This is a genomic window from Azospirillum sp. B510 (assembly GCF_000010725.1).
GTDB lineage: Bacteria > Pseudomonadota > Alphaproteobacteria > Azospirillales > Azospirillaceae > Azospirillum > Azospirillum lipoferum_B.
In genome coordinates, this window is the sequence record NC_013854.1 from 2,614,029 (window position 1) to 2,632,357 (window position 18,329).

Here is an 18,329-nt window from a genome sequence, read left to right on the forward strand (position 1 = left end):
CCCGAGAATGGGCGGAGGTCCGGCAAGCGGACAGGGCCGCGAAGGGCGATCCGGCGAAAGACGGAGCGGGAACCGCCGGGGTACTCCCCGGCCACCCGGTACCTGACCGACCGGTCAGGCCGAAGCGACTATTCCGTCGGGATGTCCGCCCGCGGCGGGCGGCGGTCCTTGACGATGGACAGCGGCACGTCGTCCGCCGCGATCTCCAGGATGGGATGGCCGTCGAGCAGCGACGGACACCGCTTCACCTGGGTGAAGGCCAGGAAGAAATCGGCCTTGCGCCAGTCCGGCTCGATCCCGTTGACCAGACGCAGCCAGGGTGGCAGTTCGAACCGCACCGCCAGCGTGTTGCCGCAAACGGTCAGCGTGTACTGACGCGGCGGGGGGCGGCCGTCATTCTCCCGCTCGACATAGTCGATCAGCTCCTGCAACGCCTCGTGCAGGGAATTTCCCCAGTAATCCAGCTCGAACCGGCCATCGGCGCCCCGCACGCCACCGACGAACTGGTTGTAATAGACATACTGGTTCGGGTGCATGGCGCCCAGCTGCCAGGCATAGAGCACCGCGACGGTGGTCATCACCGCGGCGAAGCCCTGCCCCAGCGCCCGGCCGCCCCGCTGGCACAGCGACCACAGACGGTCGGCGGCGATGGCCGCCATCACCACCATGGGCGGCACCAGGAAGAGGAAATGGCGGATGCCGTTATAGACCGACGGCCGCATCAGCACGAACAGCAGGATCGGCAGGAAGCCGGCCAGCGCCAGGGGCGTATAGCGCACGACCGTGAAGGCGCCGGACCGCCGCCAGCCGCCGCGCGCCAGCCAGATCGCCGCCATCACCACCGCCGCCCCGACCCCGATGACCACCGCTTCCGGCACCTTCACCGCCAGATAGACCGGCAGGTAGAGGGCGGGCGGGTCGTTGGAATGGACCAGTTCGCCCATGAACAGTGTCTGGATGTCGATCGGGAAATGCGAAACGACGCGCAGCGCCTCCAGCGGATTGCGGAGCGGCCGCTGCACCACCCAGGGCCAGAACACCGCCATGATCGCATAGGCGACCGGGATCGCCGGCCACAGCGACAGGAAGGCGCGCCGCGCATCGACCAGCGCCCAGCGCCGCCCCTCCTGCTGGGTCACCAGCGCGAAATGCAGCGCCATGGCGACCGCCAGATAGAAGCCGGCCAGCACCGCGCCGACACGGATCGCCAGCGTCATGCCCAGAACCAGCCCGAACTTCAACACCGCGCTGCGGCTGGGCCGCGGCATCTGTTTCAGGATGCGGGTGGCGAAATACAGCGTCCACACCATGCCGGCCGCGAAAGGCACGTCCTTGGTGTTGTTGAACATGGCGCCGTAATAGACACCGCTCAACGACAACAGGGCCGCCGCGATGAAGCCGGCGCGCGGTCCGGCCAGCAGCCGGGTATAGCGCCAGGTACCGGCGATGCCCAGCACGCCGACCAGCGCGCAGAGCAGGTGCCGCGTCTCATACTCCTCGAAGGGGGAGAAGGGCACGATCACCGCGGTGACGAGGTCGAACAGCCCGCCGTAATAGGCCAGATCCTTGAAATGGAAGGCGGACCGGTCCTGAAAGCCGCTGAGGTAATAGGACAGCAGCTTCTTGCCGTAGATGTGCTGAACCTCCTCGTCCGTGCTGATGCCATAGCTGAGGAAGGTCAGGGCGGCGAGAATCAGCACCCCCAGCAGGAGCGCGCGCGAAAGCCCGTCCCACAGGGTGGCCTCGCCGCGCGGCAGGACGTGGCCGGTCGCCGTGGCGGTTGACGGTGCGGCCGTCACCACGACCGGCCGGTCGGCAGCGGGCGTTCCGTCACCGGAAGCGCCGCCATCGGGGCCGCCTCCGTCACCGCGCAGCCGGGTCAGAATGCTCATCGATTCGGCTCCCGCCCGGCCCGCTCCCGGTCCACCATCCCGCCTCCGGCCGCCGCATCGACCGGGTCGAGCCCGTGCTCCCCCGGTCCGTCGGCCGGACCGAAGCCATGGGCGGAGCGGACGATGAACAGCGGCCGTCCCTTCACCTCGGCGAAGACGCGGCCCAGATAGTCGCCGATGATGCCGAGCGTGATCAGCTGGATGCCGCCCAGGAACAGCACGGCGACCAGCAGCGACTCGTAGCCCGGCACATCAATGCCGTGGACCAGGGTGCGGATCAGGCGGATCAGGATATAGACGAAGGCGACGCCCGACACCGCCATGCCGACCAGGCTCCACACCCGCAGCGGAAAGGTGGAAAAGGCGGTCAGCCCGTCGAAGGACAGGCGCAGCAGCTTGACGAAGCCCCATTTGGTATCGCCGCCGGCGCGCTCCCCCTGTTCATAGGGGATCGCGGCCTGACGGAAGCCGACCCAGGCGAAGATGCCCTTCATGAAGCGCGTGCGCTCGGGCATCCGGTTGATGACCTCGACGACCCGGCGGTCCATCAGGCGGAAATCGCCGACCTCGCGCGGCAGCTTGATCTCCGACAGATGGTCGAAGACCCAGTAGAACAGCCGGGCGAACAGCCGGTGCTTCAGGCTCTGCCCGACGCGGGCATGACGCACCGCGACGACCACGTCGAAGCCCTCCCGCCATTTGGCGATGAACTCCGGCAACAGCTCCGGCGGATGCTGCAGGTCGGCGTCCATCGGCACCACCGCGTCGCCGGTGGTGTGGCTGAGCCCGGCGGACAGCGCCAGCTCCTTGCCAAAGTTGCGCGACAGGTCGACCACCTTGACCCGGGCTTCGCGATCATGGACGTCCAGCAGCCGGTCGATGGTGTCGTCGCGGCTGCCGTCGTTGACGCAGACCACCTCCCAATCCATGCCGAGCCCATCCAGCACCGGGACCAGCCGGGCAAACAGGGCGTCGATGTTGGGCCCCTCGTTGTAGAAGGGAATGACGACCGACAGGCAGCCGCGCCGTGGCCGGCAGGACCGGTTGGCCGGCGGACGGGCGGATGGGGTGCGGGCATCCGGGGAGGCCGCGGAAAAGGGCGCGTCGGGAATGGACATGGCCAGCCGTCAGGTCAAAGCGTCAGGGACCGGGAGATGAAGGGATCGGCGACGACCCCGGACGGCCGCTGCGCCCTTCGGCATATATCACGATATCGTGGGATGTTCAAAATGCCTCTCCTGTGACCGCCGCGGCACAAAAAATAGCCTGTTCGACCGAGAAAGCGTCGAGAGTCCGTCCATCCGCGGTCAAGAGAAACAGATCAACGTCCGGCGTCGGCTTTTATTCCAGCATGGCGGAACCCCGCCATTCCCCAAGGTCGCGTCACCGACTTCACGATTACCCACTGGCATATCCGAGCGATCGGAAGTCATATGGCATGCTTCCTGTATCAGCGGAACCAGACGGGTCACGAGGATTGACCTGTTTCGGTCGTTCCCGACCAGGCGCCGCGCAGCCACCCCGTCGATGGAGGCCAAACCCATGAGCCTTTTCAGTCGCTTTTCCGTTGGAGCCAAGATCACGGCGGCCAGCGCCGGCATCCTGGTGTTCCTGGTGCTGGTCGGCGGCATCGGCGTGGCTGCCCTGTCGGAGGCGGGCGGAGCCGTGGACACCTACCGGCGGCTCGGCCGGCAGACCAACGAGCTGGGACGCGTCCAGGCGCTGATGCTGGAGATGCGGCAGAAGGCAACCCGGTTCCTGCTGACGGGTGATCCCGATGTCGGCGCTTCCGTCCGCCGCACCGCGGAGGAGGCGGCCCGGACCATCGGCAGGGCTCGCACCCTGTTCACCGATGCCGCGATGCTCAAGACCGCGGACCATATGGCGCAGGAGATCGCCCAGTATCAGGAAGCCTTCACCGCGATCATGGAGTTGCAGGCCCAGCGGAGCAAGGCGATCGCCGAACTGGACGAGATCGGGCCGCGACTGGAAAGCGCGCTCGACGGCATCATGGACAGCGCCAGCGCCGCCGGCGACACCGATGCCGCCTATCTGGCGGGCATGGCGCTGCGCCACATGCTGTCGGCCCGCATCTCGGCGACGCGCTACAATATCGACGGTTCCCCGGCGCTCGCCAGCCAGACCCGCTCGCAATTCACCGACGCCGCCAGCCGCGGCGGCGCGATGATGGCGAAGCTGACCGACATGGACCGCCGCAAGATGGCGATGTCCTACACCGCGATGCTGCGCGTCTACATCTCCGGCTTCAACGCCGTGGTCAAGGCGACGGCCGAACGCGATCGGCTGGTCAACGAGGTGCTGATCCCGGTCGGCGATTCCATCGCCAAGGAGGCCGAACAGCTGACGGAAGCCAGCGTCGACAGCCAAAAGAGCCTGGGCCTGGAAACGACCGGCTTCATCGACACGGCGCGCGGCGGGATGATGGTCGCCTCGCTGGTGGCGGTGGTGATGGGGCTGGCGACGGCTTTGCTGATCGGCCGCGGACTGTCGCGCCCGGTGGTGGCGATGACCGACCGCATGACCCGGCTGGCCGGCGGCGACCGCGGCGTCGACATCCCCGGGCTGGAGCGTGCCGACGAGATCGGCGGCATGGCGAAGGCTCTGCTGGTCTTCAAGGACAGACTGATCGAAAGCGACCGGCTGGCCGAACTCCAGCGCGCCGACCATGAGGCGCGGCGCAGCCGCGGCGAGCGTATCGACCGGCTGACCCAGGAGTTCGACCGGCTGGTGCTGGACGCGCTCGGCCGGGTGTCGGCGGCGGCGACCCAGCTTCAGGCCACGGCGCAGACGATGTCGGCCAACGCGGAGCAGACCACCCGCCAGGCCGACGCCGTCGCCAGCGCCTCCCATGAGGCGACCGGCAATGTGGAGACGGTGGCCGCCGCGACCGAGGAGCTGACCGCGTCGATCTCCGGAATCGGCCGGCAGGTGGCGGAAAGCACCCGCATCGCCGGGCAGGCGGTGGCCACGGCCGAGAAGACCGACGGCACAGTGCGCGGGCTGGTCGATGCCGCCCAGCGCATCGGCGAGGTCGTCCAGCTGATCACCGACATCGCCAGCCAGACCAACCTGCTGGCCTTGAACGCCACCATCGAAGCCGCCCGTGCGGGGGAGGCGGGCAAGGGCTTCGCCGTGGTGGCGTCGGAGGTGAAGAACCTCGCCAACCAGACCGCCAAGGCGACGGAGGAGATCGGCAACCAGATCGGCGGCATCCAGGAGATCAGCCGGCAGGCCGCCGGCGCCATCGCCGAGATCGGCCGGGTGATCGCGGAGATCAACCATATCTCGACCACCATCGCCGCGGCGGTCGAGGAGCAGGGAGCGGCCACCAGGGAGATCAGCCGCAACGTCCAGCAGGCGGCGCGCGGAACGCAGCAGGTATCCGGCACTATCGCCGGCGTGACGGAGGCCGCCGCCTCCGCCGGCGACGCCTCGCGCGAGGTGCTGACCGCCGCGGACGGGCTGAACCACGAGGCGACCGACCTGCGCGGCTTCGTGTCGCGCTTCCTGGCCGATATGCGGGCGGCGTAAGAAACGGCATCGATTCCGGATGCTGTAACACCAGTTGCGGCGCTGGCGGGATCCAAACGGACCGGATCTTGCCGGTGCCGGTTCAACGCCGGCTTTGTCGCCGGACAGCCCCACCCCTTCGCATGGCTACATTCCCCTTGCGCCGGGCCGCCCCCTTGGGCACATAGGCGCCATGATCCTGACCCCCATCGCCATTGACGACATGCCGAAGGCCATCGCCGCCTTCGACGCCCATCTGGACGGCCATGCCCAGGCGCGGGCCGCCTTCCGCCGGATCGCCGCGACCTGGCCGGTACGGCCGGAGGATGAGCCCGGCGGCGGCGTCGATACCGCGGCCCATCGGGCCGAGGCGGTGCGGCTGGCCCATGCCCATGGCATCGACACGCTGGACGAGCCGCCCAGCCGTTCCTTCATGTGGGACGGCAGGGTGATCCGCACCGATGTCGAGGCGACGGTGATCGTGCATGAGGTGGCGCACTGGCTGTGCGCGGCGCCGGAACGGCGGCCCCTGATCGACTACGGCCTCGGCCCCGGCCCGGAGACCACCGCGCGCAAGGAGGCCCGCGCCGACAAGCGCCTGTGCTTCGAGGACTGCATGCATGAGGAACAGCAGACCTCGCTGCTCGGCGTGCTGTGGGAGGTCGAACTGGGCCAGCCGGGAATCCTGGCCTTCCTGGAACAGAACTGGATGGAGCATTGGGAACGGCCGAGCACCGCCGCCTTCTTCATCCGCCATGCCGAGGAGCTGTTCAGCCGCGGCCTGATCGACGCCGACGGCCGCCCGACGACCGCGCGGCCCTGGGCGGATGCACGGCACCGGGTGCTCGCGGCGTGATAGGCGGTGAGAGGGCGGCGTTCATGCCCCCTCCCGGCGGATCTTCCGTCCGATGAATGGAAACGCCCGTCCCTGCACCGCACGGGGACGGGCGTTTTTCCTTCAGCCCGCCTTTCGGCCCGCCCTCACGCCGCGGTGATGCGGGCGATGAAGGCTTCGATCTCGTCGTCGAGGCGGTTGAAACTGCGCGACAGCTCCTCCGTCGTGGTCTGAACCGAACCGGCGGAATGGCCGGTGGTCTCGGCGGCCTGCTGGACCAGACGCATCTCCTGCATCACCGCCATGGTGTCGACGGCGGCGCGCTGCGACCGTTCGCTGATGTCGCGGGTGGCGGCATCCTGCTCCTCCACCGCGGCGGCGACGGTGCCCAGCGACTCGTCGACCTGACGGATGGTGCCGACGATGGCGCGGATGGCGCCGACCGCCGCATGGGTGGCGGCCTGAACGGCGGCGATCTCGGTGCCGATCTCCTCCGTCGCCTTGGCGGTCTGGTTGGCCAGGCTCTTCACCTCCTGCGCCACCACGGCGAAGCCCTTGCCCGCCTCACCCGCGCGGGCGGCTTCGATGGTGGCGTTCAGCGCCAGCAGATTGGTCTGTCCGGCGATCGACTGGATCAGCCCGACGACCTCCTCGATCTTGCGGCTGGCCTCGCTCAACCCCTGGACGATGCCGTCGGTGCGGCCGGCCTCCTCCACCGCGCCGCGGGCGAGCTGCGCCGACTGGCTGATGGAGCGGGTGATCTCGTCGATCGAGGCGCGGAGCTGTTCAGCGCCGGCCGCCACGCTTTCGACCTCGCTGGTCGCCTCCTGCACGGAATGGGCGACGCTGTCGCTGTGGTGGCTGGTCTGCTTGGCATTGTCGAGCATCGAGTTGGCTTCGTTGCGCATCGAACTCGCCGACCGCACCACCTCGCCGACCATCGCCTTGACCGAAGCCTCCAGGTCGGTGGCGAGCGCCGCCATCGCTTGGCGCCGCTCCTGTTCGTTGCGCAGGCGCATCGCCTCCTGCTCGCGCGACAGTTCCTGCACGCGGACGGCGTTTTCCTTGAAGACCAGCACCGCACGGGCCATCTGGCCGATCTCGTCGCCACGGTCGGCCGCCGGGATGTCCATCTCCAGATTGCCGCGCGCCAGCCGCTCCATCATATCGGTCAGACGCACGATCGGGCGGGCGATGTTCATGCCGATGAACAGGGCGACGCCGACCGTCACCAGCAGCGCGGCGCCCGCCACGACCATGAAGGCCTCGGTCGTGCGGTCGACCGACTGGTTGACCGTGGCGTAGGCATCGGTCGAGACCTTGCGCTTGTAGGTCAGATAATCGCGGCTGGTGCCCTGCAACCGGGTATAGGCGGACTGGACCTCCTGCAGGAAATCGAGCGGGTCGACGCCCATCTTCAGCAGGTCGAGGAAACTTCCCACCTTGGCCAGATATGTCGCGGCATCGCCGCCGAACCGTTCGAAGAATTTCGCCTCCTCGTCGGTGTCGGCCGGGGCGCCCTTCAGCGCGTCCGACTGCGTCTTCAGCTTGTCGAGCTGGCCGGTGAGCGCCTTCATCTCCTCTTCCACCGCCTTCGGCGAGGCGTTGGCGCCACTGAGGATCACGGTCCGGTACATGCCGGCATGGGCCACCGTCAGGGTATCGGTCAGTCCCTGGATTTCCGCCTCACGGGTGAAGGAGCGGTTGAACAGGGCGTCGAGCAGGCCCGATTGCTGGGTGATCGCCGACCACCCGAGCCCCGCGATCACCAGCATGCCGATGATCGCCGTCGTCGCCGGAATGGCCATCTTGACGGGAATGTGGAAGTTGTTGAGGAGGGTCATGGGGCACCTGCGTTGGCCGGCGGTCCGTGGCGCGGGCCATCCGGTATGGCATTGGGGCGGTGGGCAAGGAGGCGAAGGAACTTGCGGGCGCCGCTCCCCGGATCGTCTTCGGGGCGGAACAGCCTGCCCTGCCAGCGGCCCGCTTCGAAACGGCTGGGCGATCGCCGCCCCCCTTCGAACGGAAAGCCCATCGCAATGATGGATTGTCGCATTTCTTCAAGGCACTTCGATCCGACCCACTCCCGTCGGAATTTCTTCATAGACGAAGGGTAAGGACTCTTTGTCATACTATGATATGTCGCTTCTGATACCGTCACGGAGCTTCCGGAAGCATGACCGGCCACCCCCCGCCATGATGGCGACAACCACTCTATTTTCGCGCTTATCCCTTCCAAGGAACACCTTTAGAGACACAAAGATGCTTTATCCTTCATATAATTAGAGGCTAACAAAAATATATTCCCCCATCAATGGCGGTCTGGCCAGACATACTGCCGCATAAGATTGTTGCGGCCCCAGCTACTCCCGCAACCCAGCGGGTGGTGACGACAAATAAATTCTCCGCAGTTTCAAGACTATATGTGGGAGCGCCCCGGAATTCCGGCCGAGTCTCATCCGGCGGACGACACCATGAAGGCTATGGAGATCGATACCGGGGACAGCAGGGTGGAGATCAGCAGCGACATCGACACCACCTCCCTCCCGGCATTGTATCGCTCGGCGAACACATAGGCGTTGATGCCGATGGGCAGGGCGGCGGCGGTCACCGCCGGGGCCACCCACAGCGGCGGCAGGCCGAAGACCTGGGTCGCCAGCAGCCAGGTCAGCAGCGGGTGCAGCCCCGTCTTCAGCAAGGCCACCACCGTTGCCGGCAGCACCGCCCCCGACGCCGGGCTAAGCGCCAGCGACGCGCCAAGGGTGAAACAGGCGCAGGGAAGCACCGTCTGCGCCATCAAGGTGAAACTCTTCATCACCATCGGCGCTATCGGCAGATGGGTGAGGTTGGCGGCAAGCCCCAGAATGACCGACACCACCAGCGGGCTGCTCAGGGTCGCCTTGGCCGCCCCCAGGGTCGCCCGCAGCGGGGTCGCCTGCGTGGAACGCCCGGACCGTCCGCCGCGCGCCGACCGCTGGGTTTCCGCCAGCATGGTCGCCGAGGTGAACAGCAGGGGCGACTGGAAGACGATCAGCAGCATCACCGGCACGGCCACGGTCGGCCCGTAAGCCTCCATGATGATGGGCGAGCCGAGCAGCGCGATGTTGGAAAAGGAGCTGGCGAGACCGATGGGGGCGATCTGCTCCCGCCGGCCCGCCATCCGCATCCACAGCCCGGCTACCAGGAAGACCCCGACGGCGGCGATGTAGAAGGACCCCAGCACCGCCCATTCCAACGGGTCTGGAATATCCGCCCGCGCCATGTTGGAGAACAGCAGCGCCGGCAATGCATAGATGCCGAGGAAACGGGAAAGCCCCTGGACCATCGCGGTGCTGAATCCGCGGTAGCGCGCCGCCCAGAAGCCGAGGGCGATCAGGCCGAACATCGGCAGGACGATCTGGAAAATCAGCGACATGGACGCGGTACCATGGAAGCGGGACGGCCGGCGATGCGGAGGATTTCCTCGACACCGTCCCGCTCAATCGACGGGAACGATCTCCAGCGGGGGAACACCCAGCACCTCGACCAGAGTGGCGCCGGCTTCGATCCGCTCGGTCCACTGGCGCTCGCGCTCCAACAGGGCCAGGCTCTGCGCCAGGGCGGCCTCGGCGAAGGCCAGCGGCACGACCACCACGCCATCCTCGTCGCCCAGGATCAGATCGCCCGGATTGACCGGCACGCCGCCGATGGCGGCGGTGACGTCCATCTTGCCACCGAAATTCTTGTGCGGACCACGGGCCACGGCACCCTTGGCGAAGACCGGCATGCCCAACCCGCGGATCTCGTGCAGGTCGCGAACGGAGCCATCGACCACCAATCCGCCCAGCGCGCGCCGCTTGCAGCAACGCACCACCCATTCGCCGGCCAGCGCCACATCATCGAGGCCACCGCCCGCCACGACCACGACGTCACCCGGCTCCGCCAGGCTGACGGCGTGATGAACCATGCTGTTGTCGCCGGGCATGGTGACCACGGTGCGGGCCTGACCGCACAGACGCATGCCCGGCACCATCGGCTTGATGCGCGAATCCATGCTCTGGCACCGGTTCAGCGCGTCGGAGGCGACGCTGCTGGGTACCGACGACCATTTGGCGAGGGTGTCGGTCGAGAGCCGCGGATAGGTGACGAGATAGCGCTGCATGGCCATGGCAGGTTCCTTTCTTCATATCCGGATCGAGGTGGCGGATGGCGGGTATGGCGGTCGTCTATCCCTTCCTGCGAGGCGGGCGGATGCGGTGCCGGCGCGGAACCGGGGAGGCGTCCCGCGTCCAGCCCCCGATCGCCCGCTCCCCCGATCGCCTGCCCGGAGATCGACGAGATGCATGCGGATGCCGACGTCGGAACGTCCAAACCCGAGAATGTGCACCGAAGCTTCATCGCTCTTCCGGCGCCATGCGGCGTCAATCACAACCGTTGGAGACTTCTTCCTTACTTATTTAGAGTTTGAAGTGTACCCGCTTGGGTTGGGAGACGCAAGGAGGTTGACAATCTGTAAATACCGCACAGAAAATTTCCCGCTCCCTTGCGGGTTGTCACAAAGACATCCATCAATAAGCTTGGAAATTACAGGAAGCCGTGAATTGCCTTTAAAGCCGGCTGGAACTGTGGCACCGCTTGATTGACAGCGTTAAAATCCGATTAAATCAAAAGATCATTCAACCGGATTCATCACCCACATTTGTATGGCGCCTGGGGATCGGCCCATTAAAACGCAAAGATGCGTGCATAAATTGCAGAGGTCATTTTGACGCCCCCCGGACCCGATCCGGCAGAGATCGAACGATAAGGCCAGGCGGCGAGACGTAAGCGGAGTGACCGGAGCGAAGACGCTTGAAATGCGAAAGGCCGGCACCCGAAGGTCCGGCCTTTTGAGATCGCATTCTCCAGCGCCAGCGCTGGACCAAATTGGAGCGGGCGAAGGGATTCGAACCCTCGACCCCAACCTTGGCAAGGTTGTGCTCTACCCCTGAGCTACGCCCGCGCTCCGCACCATCGATCGGCAGCTTGTCGGTGCCGTCCGGCGGTGTGCGGCGGACTATACTCATCGATCGACGCAATGCAAGCGCCTTGTTTCAGTTTTTTTCGCCGACCGGACGATTTTCCCCGCGCCCGGGAAAAGGGCTCCCGCTACAAGGGCTGACATGACCATCGGATCCCCCTCCCGTCCCGACCCTTCCCTTCCGGCCCCTGACGCGCCGCTGCCGACCGCGCCGGACCAGCTGCTGGCACGGCTCGACGCGCTCGGCATCCGGGCGGTCACGCACAGCCATCCGCCGCTCCACACGGTGGAGGAAAGCAAGGCCCTGCGGGGCGCGCTGCCGGGCGGCCATTGTAAGAACCTGTTCCTGAAGGACAAGAAGGACCAGCATTGGCTGGTGGTGGCGCTGGAGGATGCCAGGGTCGACCTGAACCGGCTGGACAAGCTGATCGGATCGGCGCGGCTGTCCTTCGCCTCGGCGGAGCGGCTGTGGCGCTTTCTCGGCATCCGGCCGGGATCGGTCACGCCCTTCGCGCTGGTCAATGACAGCGAACTCAAGGTGCGCGTCGTCCTGCAAAAGGCGATGATGGAGCATGAGCTGCTGAACTATCATCCGTTGCTGAACGACCGGACGACGGCGATCGGGCGCGACGATCTGCTGCGGTTCATCCGCGCCTGCGGCCATGAGCCGGCGGTTGTCGAGTTCGGCCGGGAGGGATCCGGCTGACGCGGAGCCCGGCCGCCCCGCGGCAGGTCCACGCAATGCTTGCTTGAGCGGCCTGGCGCGCTCACATATGACGGCAACGAACGGATCCGGGCCCGGCAACGGCCGGATCGGCAACTCCGTGACCCGCCGGGACGTCCGGACGGGTCAGGCATCACCAACGGGACCGAAACACGCCATGTTCTCCATGCCCCCCGCCAAAGGGTCCAAGCCCGCCGCTCCCGCCACCGCCGGCGCCGCGGACGTCGTCAAGGACAGCAGCGACCGCGACTTCATGGCCGACGTGATCGAGGCATCGCGCGACGTGCCGGTGATCGTCGATTTCTGGGCGCCCTGGTGCGGCCCCTGCAAGCAGCTGGGTCCGATCATCGAGAAGGTGGTGCGCGCCACCAAGGGCATGGTCCGGCTGGTGAAGATCGACACCGACGCCAACCCGATGATCGCCTCGCAGCTCCGCGTCCAGTCGATCCCGGCGGTCTACGCCTTCTTCCAGGGCCGTCCGGTCGACGGCTTCATGGGCGCCCTGCCCGAATCGCAGGTGAAATCCTTCGTCGACAAGCTGGTGGCGCTGGCCAAGCAGGCCGGTGTCGGCGGCGGCGCCGGCGAGTTGCTGGAGGAGGCCTTCGCCCAGGCCAAGGAGATGATGGAGGGTGGCGACCTTCAGGGCGCGCTCGACCTCTACAGCCAGATCCTACAGGCCGAGCCGGAGAACGCCCAGGCCTATGCCGGCATCGTCCGTTGCCTGATCGCCGCCGGCGACCTGGAGAACGCCAAGCAGATGCTGGCCCAGGCCCCGGAATCCATCGCCAAGGACAAGGAGCTGGCCAACGTCCGCGCCGCGCTCGACGTGGCGGAGCAGGCGTCCAACGCCGGCCCGATCCCCGAGCTGATGGAGAAGGTCGCCCACGATCCGAACGACCATGCGTCGCGCTTCGACCTCGCCATGGCGCTGTTCGCCGCCGGCAAGCGCGAGGCCGCGGTGGACGAGCTGCTGGAGATCTTCAAGCGCGACCGGACCTGGAACGACGACGGCGCCCGCAAGCAGCTGGTGAAGTTCTTCGAGGCGTTCGGCCAGACCGACCCGCTGACGGTGAAGACCCGCCGCCGCCTGTCGACCATGATGTTCAGCTGAGGCTTTTTCCGAAAGCGGGACGGCTGTTCCACCGGCGAAGGGGTTCTATCTGATTGGCATGACCAGAAACGCCGCCAGAAACCCCTTCGACCCCGACCCCGACCAGTTGCCGGCGATGCTGCCGGTCTTCCCCTTGGCCGGCGTGCTGCTGCTGCCGCGGGCTCGGTTGCCGCTCAACATCTTCGAGCCGCGCTATCTGGCCATGGTCGAGGATGCCATGGCCAGCGGCCGCATGATCGGCATGATCCAGCCGCTCGATCCGGCCGGACGGGAACGCGACCCGGCGGTCTACCACTGCGGCTGCGCCGGACGTGTCACCAGCTTCGCCGAGACCGACGACGGCCGCTTCCACATCACCCTGACCGGCGTCGCCCGTTTCGAGATCGGGCGGGAGGTCGAGGGGATCCACGGCTACCGCCGGGTGGTGCCCGACTGGCGCCCCTTCCACGCAGATCTGGAACCCGAGGCCTGCGGCGACATCGACCGCAACCGGCTGGTCGGCGCACTGAAGACCTATTTCCGGGTCCAGCGCCTGTCGGTCGATTGGAAGTCCATCGAAACGACGCTGGACGAGCGGCTGGTCAATTCCCTGGCGATGATCTGCCCGTTCACCCCCGGCGAGAAACAGGCGCTGCTGGAGGCGCCGACCCTGGCGGAACGTGGGAAGCTCTTGATCGGGCTGGTCGAGATGGCCATTCTCGACAGCCATGACGGGGACGGCCCGCCGCCCAAGCATTGACCCTTTTCCAATCACCGCGAGACACGAGATGGCGACGCCCGAGGACAAGAGCAGCGAAGCGAAAACCAACGCCCGCGTCGACCCGAAGCTGCTGGAGATCCTGGTCTGCCCGCTGACCAAGGGTCCGCTGCGCTACGACGCCGACCGCGGCGAACTGGTCAGCGAACGCGCCGGTCTGGCCTATCCGATTCGCGACGGCATTCCGATCATGCTGATCGACGAGGCCCGCAGCCTGGACAAGGCGGGGGCGTCACGATGAGCGACAGCGTCGGGGACGGATTCGGCACGGTCCACTGGCCGACCGAGATCCGCCTGAAAAGGGAGGAGAAACGGCTGGAGGTCGATTTCGACGATGGCCGCAGCTTCTCCTACCCGGCGGAGTTCCTGCGTGTCGTCAGCCCGTCCGCCGAGGTGCAGGGCCACAATCCCAGCCAGAAGCAGACGGTCGCCGGCCGTCGCCATGTCGGCATCATGCGGCTGGAGCCGGTCGGCAATTACGCCATCCGCATCGTCTTCGATGATCTGCATGACAGCGGCATCTACACGTGGAAATACCTGCACGAGATCGGCAGCGACCAGGAAAGCCTGTGGTCCGGCTATCTCGAGGAGTTGCAGGCCAAGGGTCTGAGCCGCGACCCGCGGCGGTGAGCAACAGCCACGGAAAGCCCCTCCTCCAAGCGGAGGAGGGGCTTTTTCCTCACTTCCAGATCGGCTTGCCGCTGCCCGGCAGGCCATAGAGATCCCATTTGCGGCTGACCGTCTCCACCACCTCCCCGGTCATGTGGAGCTTTTCGCCCCACTCCCGCTTGGTCTCCGGCGGCCATTTGTTGGTGGCGTCCAGCCCGACCTTGCCGCCCAGTCCCGACTCCGGGCTGGCGAAGTCGAGATAATCGATCGGCGTACCCTCGATCACCGTGATGTCACGCGCCGGATCCATGCGGGTTGAGATCGCCCACATCACATCCTTCCAGTTCCGCGCGTCGATGTCGTCGTCCACGACGATCACCCATTTCGTGTACATGAACTGGCGCAGAAAGGACCAGACCCCCATCATCACCCGCTTGGCGTGGCCGGGATAGGCCTTCTTCATGCTGACCACGGCGATGCGGTAGGAACAGCCTTCCGGCGGCAGCCAGAAATCGACGATCTCCGGAAACTGCTGGATCAGCAGCGGGATGAACACCTCGTTCAGCGCCTCGCCTAGCACCGACGGCTCGTCGGGCGGGCGGCCGGTGAAGGTCGACAGGTAGATCGGCTTGCGCCGCATCGTCATGGCGGTGACGGTGAAGACCGGGAAGGGCTCGACCGAGTTGTAATAGCCGGTGTGGTCGCCGTAGGGCCCTTCGTCGGCGTATTCGTCCAGGCTGACATGGCCTTCAAGCACGATTTCGGCCTGGGCCGGCACCTTCAGCGGCACCGTTTTGCACTCCACCAGCTCCACCTTCTTGCCGCGCAGCAGGCCGGCGAACTGGTATTCCGACAGGGTGTCCGGCACCGGCGTCACCGCCGCCAGGATGGTGCCGGGATCGGCCCCCAGCACGACGGCGCAGGGCAGCGGCTCGCGCTTGCCGCTCGCGGCCCAGCGGTGATGGTGCTGGGCGCCGCCGCGGTGCTTCAGCCAGCGCATGATGGTCTTGTTCTTCCCCAGCACCTGCATGCGGTAGATGCCGAGGTTGAAGTCGTCCTCGCGCTTCCCCGTCGGCCCCTTGGTCACCACCAGCGGCCAGGTGATCAGCGGTGCCGGCTCTCCCGGCCAGCAGCTCTGCACCGGCAGGCGGCCGAGGTCGATGTCGTCGCCGGTCAGCACCACCTCCTGGCAGGGCGCCGAGCCGACGGTCTTCGGCTTCATCGACAGCACCGTCTTGGCCAGCGGGATCAGTTCCAGCGCCTCGCGGAAGCCACCCGGCGGCTCCGGCTGCTTGAGGAAGGCCAGCGTCTCGCCGATGGCGCGCAACTGGTACGGCTCGCGGTCCATGCCCCAGGCGACCCGCTCCACCGTGCCGAACAGGTTGACCAGCACCGGCATCTCGGAGCGCGTGCCGTCGGCCTTGATGACGTTCTCGAACAGCACCGCCGGGCCGTTCTCGGCCAAGAGGCGGGTCTGGATCTCGGTCATCTCCAGCACGGTCGACACCGGCTCCTTCACCACCACCAGCCGCCCCGCCTTCTCCAGCCGGTCGATGAAGTCGCGCAACGAGGTGTAGGGCATCGCAGGGTGTCCAGTGTGTGGGTGGCAGGTCCGAAACGGACGATAACCTTCAACCCGACGGCCGCTCCGTCAAGTGCGGTGGAGACTGGTTCCAAAAGAAAACCCCTTCCCCACCCCCGGTAGACCAAGGGTCCGACCGGGCGCGGGAAAGGGGCTTCGTCACAGCTCGGGAGCCGGGGTGCGAGATCCGGCTGCCGGATCAGTACATGTGCTGGCCGCCGTTGATCGACAGGGTCGAGCCGGTCATGAAGCCGTTGTCGTCATTGACCAGGAACAGGACGGCGTTGGCGATCTCCGAGGCGCGGCCGAGACGGCCGACCGGGATGCGGGCCACGATCTTCTCCAGCACGTTGGCCGGCACCGCGCGCACCATGTCGGTGTCGATATAGCCGGGAGCGATGGCGTTGACGGTGATGCCCTTGGCGGCACTCTCCTGGGCCAGCGCCTTGGTGAAGCCGTGGATGCCCGACTTGGCCGCGGCATAGTTGACCTGGCCGTACTGGCCGGCCTGGCCGTTGATCGAGCCGATGTTGACGATGCGGCCGAAGCCGCGCTCGCGCATGCCGTCGATGACGTTGCGGCACATGTTGAAGCAGGAGGACAGGTTGGTGTGGATCACCGCCTCCCACTGCTGATAGGTCATGCGGTGCATCACGCCGTCACGGGTGATGCCGGCGTTGTTGATCAGCACATCGACCGGGCCGAGATCGGACTCGATCGCGGCGATCCCCTTCTTGCAGGCGTCGAAATCGGCGACATCGAACTTGTAGGTCGGGATGCCGGTGCGGGCGGTGAATTCCTCGGCCGCCTGATCGTTGCCGGCATAGTTGGCGGCGACCTTGTAGCCGGCATTCTTCAGGGCGATGGCAACCGCCTCGCCGATGCCGCGGGTGCCACCAGTGACGACTGCAACACGAGCCATGGTTCTTCTCCCCAGAATTGGTTGTGATTGGTTGGTTTCTTTAAAATTCTTGTTTTTGGGTATGGGAACCCCTCCGCAGGTCCGGCGGATTCCTCATGCCTTGAGGGAAGCGGGCCGTTTCCGTGTGGAAAACGGCCCGTCCGATCCTCAGTCGCGCTGGACGCAGAGGGCGATGCCCATGCCGCCGCCGATGCACAGGGTGGCGAGGCCCTTCTTGGCGTCGCGCTTCTGCATTTCGAACAGCAGGGTGGTCAGCACGCGGGCACCCGAGGCGCCGACCGGATGGCCGAGCGCGATGGCGCCGCCATTGACGTTGACCTTGCCGGTGTCCCAGCCCAGATCCTTGTTGACGGCCAGCGCCTGGGCGGCGAACGCCTCGTTCGCCTCGATCAGGTCGAGATCGTCGACGGTCCAGCCGGCCTTCTCCAGCGCCTTGCGCGAGGCCGGGATCGGGCCGGTGCCCATGATCGCCGGATCGACGCCGGCCGTCGCCCAGGAGACGATGCGGGCCAGCGGGGTGACGCCGCGCTTGGCCGCGTTCTCCGCCGTCATCAGCACCAGGGCGGCGGCGCCGTCATTGATGCCCGAGGCGTTGCCGGCGGTCACCGTGCCGTCCTTCGAGAAGGCCGGGCGCAGCTTGGCCAGCGATTCCGCGGTGGTGCCGTGCTTCGGGTACTCGTCTTCCGACACGACGACGTCACCCTTGCGGCCCTTGATGGTGACCGGGACGATCTCGTCCTTGAAGCGGCCGGCCTTCTGGGCGGCCTCGGCCTTCTGCTGGCTTGCGGCGGCGAAGGCGTCCTGCTCCTGGCGGGTCAGCTGCCACTTCTGGGCGACATTCTCGGCGGTCGTGCCCATGTGGTAGCCATGAAAGGCGTCGGTCAGGCCGTCGCGCAGCATGGTGTCGAGCAGCTCGGCCGAGCCCATCTTGGTGCCGTTGCGCAGATGCATGACGTGCGGCGCCATGCTCATGCTTTCCTGGCCGCCGACGACCAGGATGTCGGCGTCGCCGTTCTTGATCGCCTGATAGCCGAGCGCCACGGTGCGCAGGCCGGACCCGCAGAGCTGGTTGACGCCGATGGCGGTGGCCTCCACCGGAATGCCGGCGTTCACGGCGGCCTGGCGGGCCGGGTTCTGCCCCTGGCCGGCGGTCAGGATCTGGCCAAAGATGACTTCGTTCACTTCCGCCGCATCGGTCTTCGCGCGGGCCAGCGCCTCGCGGATGGCGACCTCACCCAGAACATGGGCGGGAACGGCGCTGAGGGCGCCGTTGAAGCTGCCGATGGGCGTACGGGCGGCACCGGCGATGACAACCTCGGTCATTGAACGCTCCTCGAATTGGGACAGTTTTATTATAGCGCTGGTGG

The 18,329-nt window shown here is 66.7% G+C and carries 15 protein-coding genes and 1 tRNA gene; 7 read left to right on the forward strand and 9 right to left on the reverse strand.

The features are described 5' to 3' along the window. Positions 1-128: 128 nt before the first annotated feature. Both AZL_RS12240 and AZL_RS12245 read right to left on the reverse strand, forming a co-directional pair. A complete protein-coding gene (locus AZL_RS12240) occupies positions 129-1,892 on the reverse strand; it encodes a glycosyltransferase family 39 protein (RefSeq protein WP_012974863.1) in 1,764 nt (587 codons plus the stop codon). Then, a complete protein-coding gene (locus AZL_RS12245; protein ID WP_012974864.1) occupies positions 1,889-3,010 on the reverse strand; it encodes a glycosyltransferase family 2 protein in 1,122 nt (373 codons plus the stop codon). The genes AZL_RS12240 and AZL_RS12245 overlap by 4 nt, the downstream gene beginning before the upstream one ends. 424 nt (positions 3,011-3,434) lie before the next feature. On the opposite strand from AZL_RS12245, the gene AZL_RS12250 reads away from it, so the two are divergent. Further along, positions 3,435-5,444, forward strand: a complete 2,010-nt coding sequence (locus AZL_RS12250) for a methyl-accepting chemotaxis protein (RefSeq protein ID WP_042443070.1) — start codon at positions 3,435-3,437, stop codon at positions 5,442-5,444. A gap of 172 nt (positions 5,445-5,616) precedes the next feature. Continuing rightward, on the forward strand, positions 5,617-6,279 hold the full coding sequence (locus AZL_RS12255) for a hypothetical protein (protein WP_012974866.1): 663 nt from the start codon (positions 5,617-5,619) through the stop codon (positions 6,277-6,279). A 125-nt stretch (positions 6,280-6,404) separates the two neighbouring features. On the opposite strand, the gene AZL_RS12260 is transcribed toward AZL_RS12255, so the two are convergent. The 4 genes from AZL_RS12260 to AZL_RS12275 form a co-directional block, all read right to left on the reverse strand. Continuing rightward, positions 6,405-8,102: a methyl-accepting chemotaxis protein gene (locus tag AZL_RS12260; protein WP_012974867.1), complete on the reverse strand. Its 1,698-nt coding sequence runs from the start codon at positions 8,100-8,102 to the stop codon at positions 6,405-6,407. Positions 8,103-8,713: 611 nt separating this feature from the next. Then, positions 8,714-9,673 carry an AEC family transporter gene (locus AZL_RS12265; RefSeq protein WP_012974868.1) on the reverse strand — a complete coding sequence of 320 codons (960 nt, stop codon included), beginning with the start codon at positions 9,671-9,673 and terminating at the stop codon, positions 8,714-8,716. Positions 9,674-9,736: 63 nt separating this feature from the next. Next, the gene (locus AZL_RS12270; RefSeq protein WP_012974869.1) at positions 9,737-10,405 is read right to left on the reverse strand and encodes an RraA family protein; all 669 of its coding nucleotides are present in this window, start codon (positions 10,403-10,405) and stop codon (positions 9,737-9,739) included. Between the two features lie 759 nt (positions 10,406-11,164). Continuing rightward, positions 11,165-11,239, reverse strand: a tRNA-Gly gene (locus AZL_RS12275). Between the two features lie 160 nt (positions 11,240-11,399). Here AZL_RS12275 and AZL_RS12280 point away from each other — a divergent pair. The 5 genes from AZL_RS12280 to AZL_RS12300 all read left to right on the forward strand — a co-directional run bounded on the left by AZL_RS12280 (position 11,400) and on the right by AZL_RS12300 (position 14,479). Continuing rightward, complete coding sequence (locus AZL_RS12280; protein WP_012974870.1) at positions 11,400-11,963, forward strand: prolyl-tRNA synthetase associated domain-containing protein; 564 nt, start codon at positions 11,400-11,402, stop codon at positions 11,961-11,963. A 175-nt stretch (positions 11,964-12,138) separates the two neighbouring features. Further along, the gene (locus tag AZL_RS12285; RefSeq protein ID WP_086935361.1) at positions 12,139-13,092 is read left to right on the forward strand and encodes a thioredoxin family protein; all 954 of its coding nucleotides are present in this window, start codon (positions 12,139-12,141) and stop codon (positions 13,090-13,092) included. A 58-nt stretch (positions 13,093-13,150) separates the two neighbouring features. Further along, positions 13,151-13,831: an LON peptidase substrate-binding domain-containing protein gene (locus tag AZL_RS12290; protein ID WP_012974872.1), complete on the forward strand. Its 681-nt coding sequence runs from the start codon at positions 13,151-13,153 to the stop codon at positions 13,829-13,831. A gap of 28 nt (positions 13,832-13,859) precedes the next feature. After that, on the forward strand, positions 13,860-14,090 hold the full coding sequence (locus AZL_RS12295; protein ID WP_012974873.1) for a Trm112 family protein: 231 nt from the start codon (positions 13,860-13,862) through the stop codon (positions 14,088-14,090). Continuing rightward, positions 14,087-14,479 carry a gamma-butyrobetaine hydroxylase-like domain-containing protein gene (locus AZL_RS12300; protein ID WP_012974874.1) on the forward strand — a complete coding sequence of 131 codons (393 nt, stop codon included), beginning with the start codon at positions 14,087-14,089 and terminating at the stop codon, positions 14,477-14,479. The genes AZL_RS12295 and AZL_RS12300 overlap by 4 nt, the downstream gene beginning before the upstream one ends. A gap of 49 nt (positions 14,480-14,528) precedes the next feature. On the opposite strand, the gene AZL_RS12305 is transcribed toward AZL_RS12300, so the two are convergent. The 3 genes from AZL_RS12305 to AZL_RS12315 all read right to left on the reverse strand — a co-directional run bounded on the left by AZL_RS12305 (position 14,529) and on the right by AZL_RS12315 (position 18,285). Beyond that, positions 14,529-16,040: a UbiD family decarboxylase gene (locus AZL_RS12305; protein ID WP_012974875.1), complete on the reverse strand. Its 1,512-nt coding sequence runs from the start codon at positions 16,038-16,040 to the stop codon at positions 14,529-14,531. Between the two features lie 199 nt (positions 16,041-16,239). Continuing rightward, positions 16,240-16,962, reverse strand: a complete 723-nt coding sequence (gene phbB, locus AZL_RS12310) for an acetoacetyl-CoA reductase (RefSeq protein WP_012974876.1) — start codon at positions 16,960-16,962, stop codon at positions 16,240-16,242. 147 nt (positions 16,963-17,109) lie between these two features. After that, on the reverse strand, positions 17,110-18,285 hold the full coding sequence (locus tag AZL_RS12315; RefSeq protein ID WP_012974877.1) for an acetyl-CoA C-acetyltransferase: 1,176 nt from the start codon (positions 18,283-18,285) through the stop codon (positions 17,110-17,112). Positions 18,286-18,329: the final 44 nt, after the last annotated feature.

Bases quoted from the DNA above. Each gene is read 5' to 3' on its own strand.
- AZL_RS12285 (WP_086935361.1), top strand. From the start codon at position 12,139: ATGTTCTCCATGCCCCCCGCCAAAGGGTCCAAGCCCGCCGCTCCCGCC.
- AZL_RS12290 (WP_012974872.1), top strand. From the start codon at position 13,151: ATGACCAGAAACGCCGCCAGAAACCCCTTCGACCCCGACCCCGACCAG.
- AZL_RS12240 (WP_012974863.1), bottom strand. From the start codon at position 1,892: ATGAGCATTCTGACCCGGCTGCGCGGTGACGGAGGCGGCCCCGATGGC.
- AZL_RS12270 (WP_012974869.1), bottom strand. From the start codon at position 10,405: ATGGCCATGCAGCGCTATCTCGTCACCTATCCGCGGCTCTCGACCGAC.
- AZL_RS12245 (WP_012974864.1), bottom strand. From the start codon at position 3,010: ATGTCCATTCCCGACGCGCCCTTTTCCGCGGCCTCCCCGGATGCCCGC.
- AZL_RS12260 (WP_012974867.1), bottom strand. From the start codon at position 8,102: ATGACCCTCCTCAACAACTTCCACATTCCCGTCAAGATGGCCATTCCG.
- AZL_RS12280 (WP_012974870.1), top strand. From the start codon at position 11,400: ATGACCATCGGATCCCCCTCCCGTCCCGACCCTTCCCTTCCGGCCCCT.
- AZL_RS12265 (WP_012974868.1), bottom strand. From the start codon at position 9,673: ATGTCGCTGATTTTCCAGATCGTCCTGCCGATGTTCGGCCTGATCGCC.
- AZL_RS12300 (WP_012974874.1), top strand. From the start codon at position 14,087: ATGAGCGACAGCGTCGGGGACGGATTCGGCACGGTCCACTGGCCGACC.
- AZL_RS12305 (WP_012974875.1), bottom strand. From the start codon at position 16,040: ATGCCCTACACCTCGTTGCGCGACTTCATCGACCGGCTGGAGAAGGCG.
- AZL_RS12255 (WP_012974866.1), top strand. From the start codon at position 5,617: ATGATCCTGACCCCCATCGCCATTGACGACATGCCGAAGGCCATCGCC.
- phbB (WP_012974876.1), bottom strand. From the start codon at position 16,962: ATGGCTCGTGTTGCAGTCGTCACTGGTGGCACCCGCGGCATCGGCGAG.
- AZL_RS12250 (WP_042443070.1), top strand. From the start codon at position 3,435: ATGAGCCTTTTCAGTCGCTTTTCCGTTGGAGCCAAGATCACGGCGGCC.
- AZL_RS12315 (WP_012974877.1), bottom strand. From the start codon at position 18,285: ATGACCGAGGTTGTCATCGCCGGTGCCGCCCGTACGCCCATCGGCAGC.
- AZL_RS12295 (WP_012974873.1), top strand. From the start codon at position 13,860: ATGGCGACGCCCGAGGACAAGAGCAGCGAAGCGAAAACCAACGCCCGC.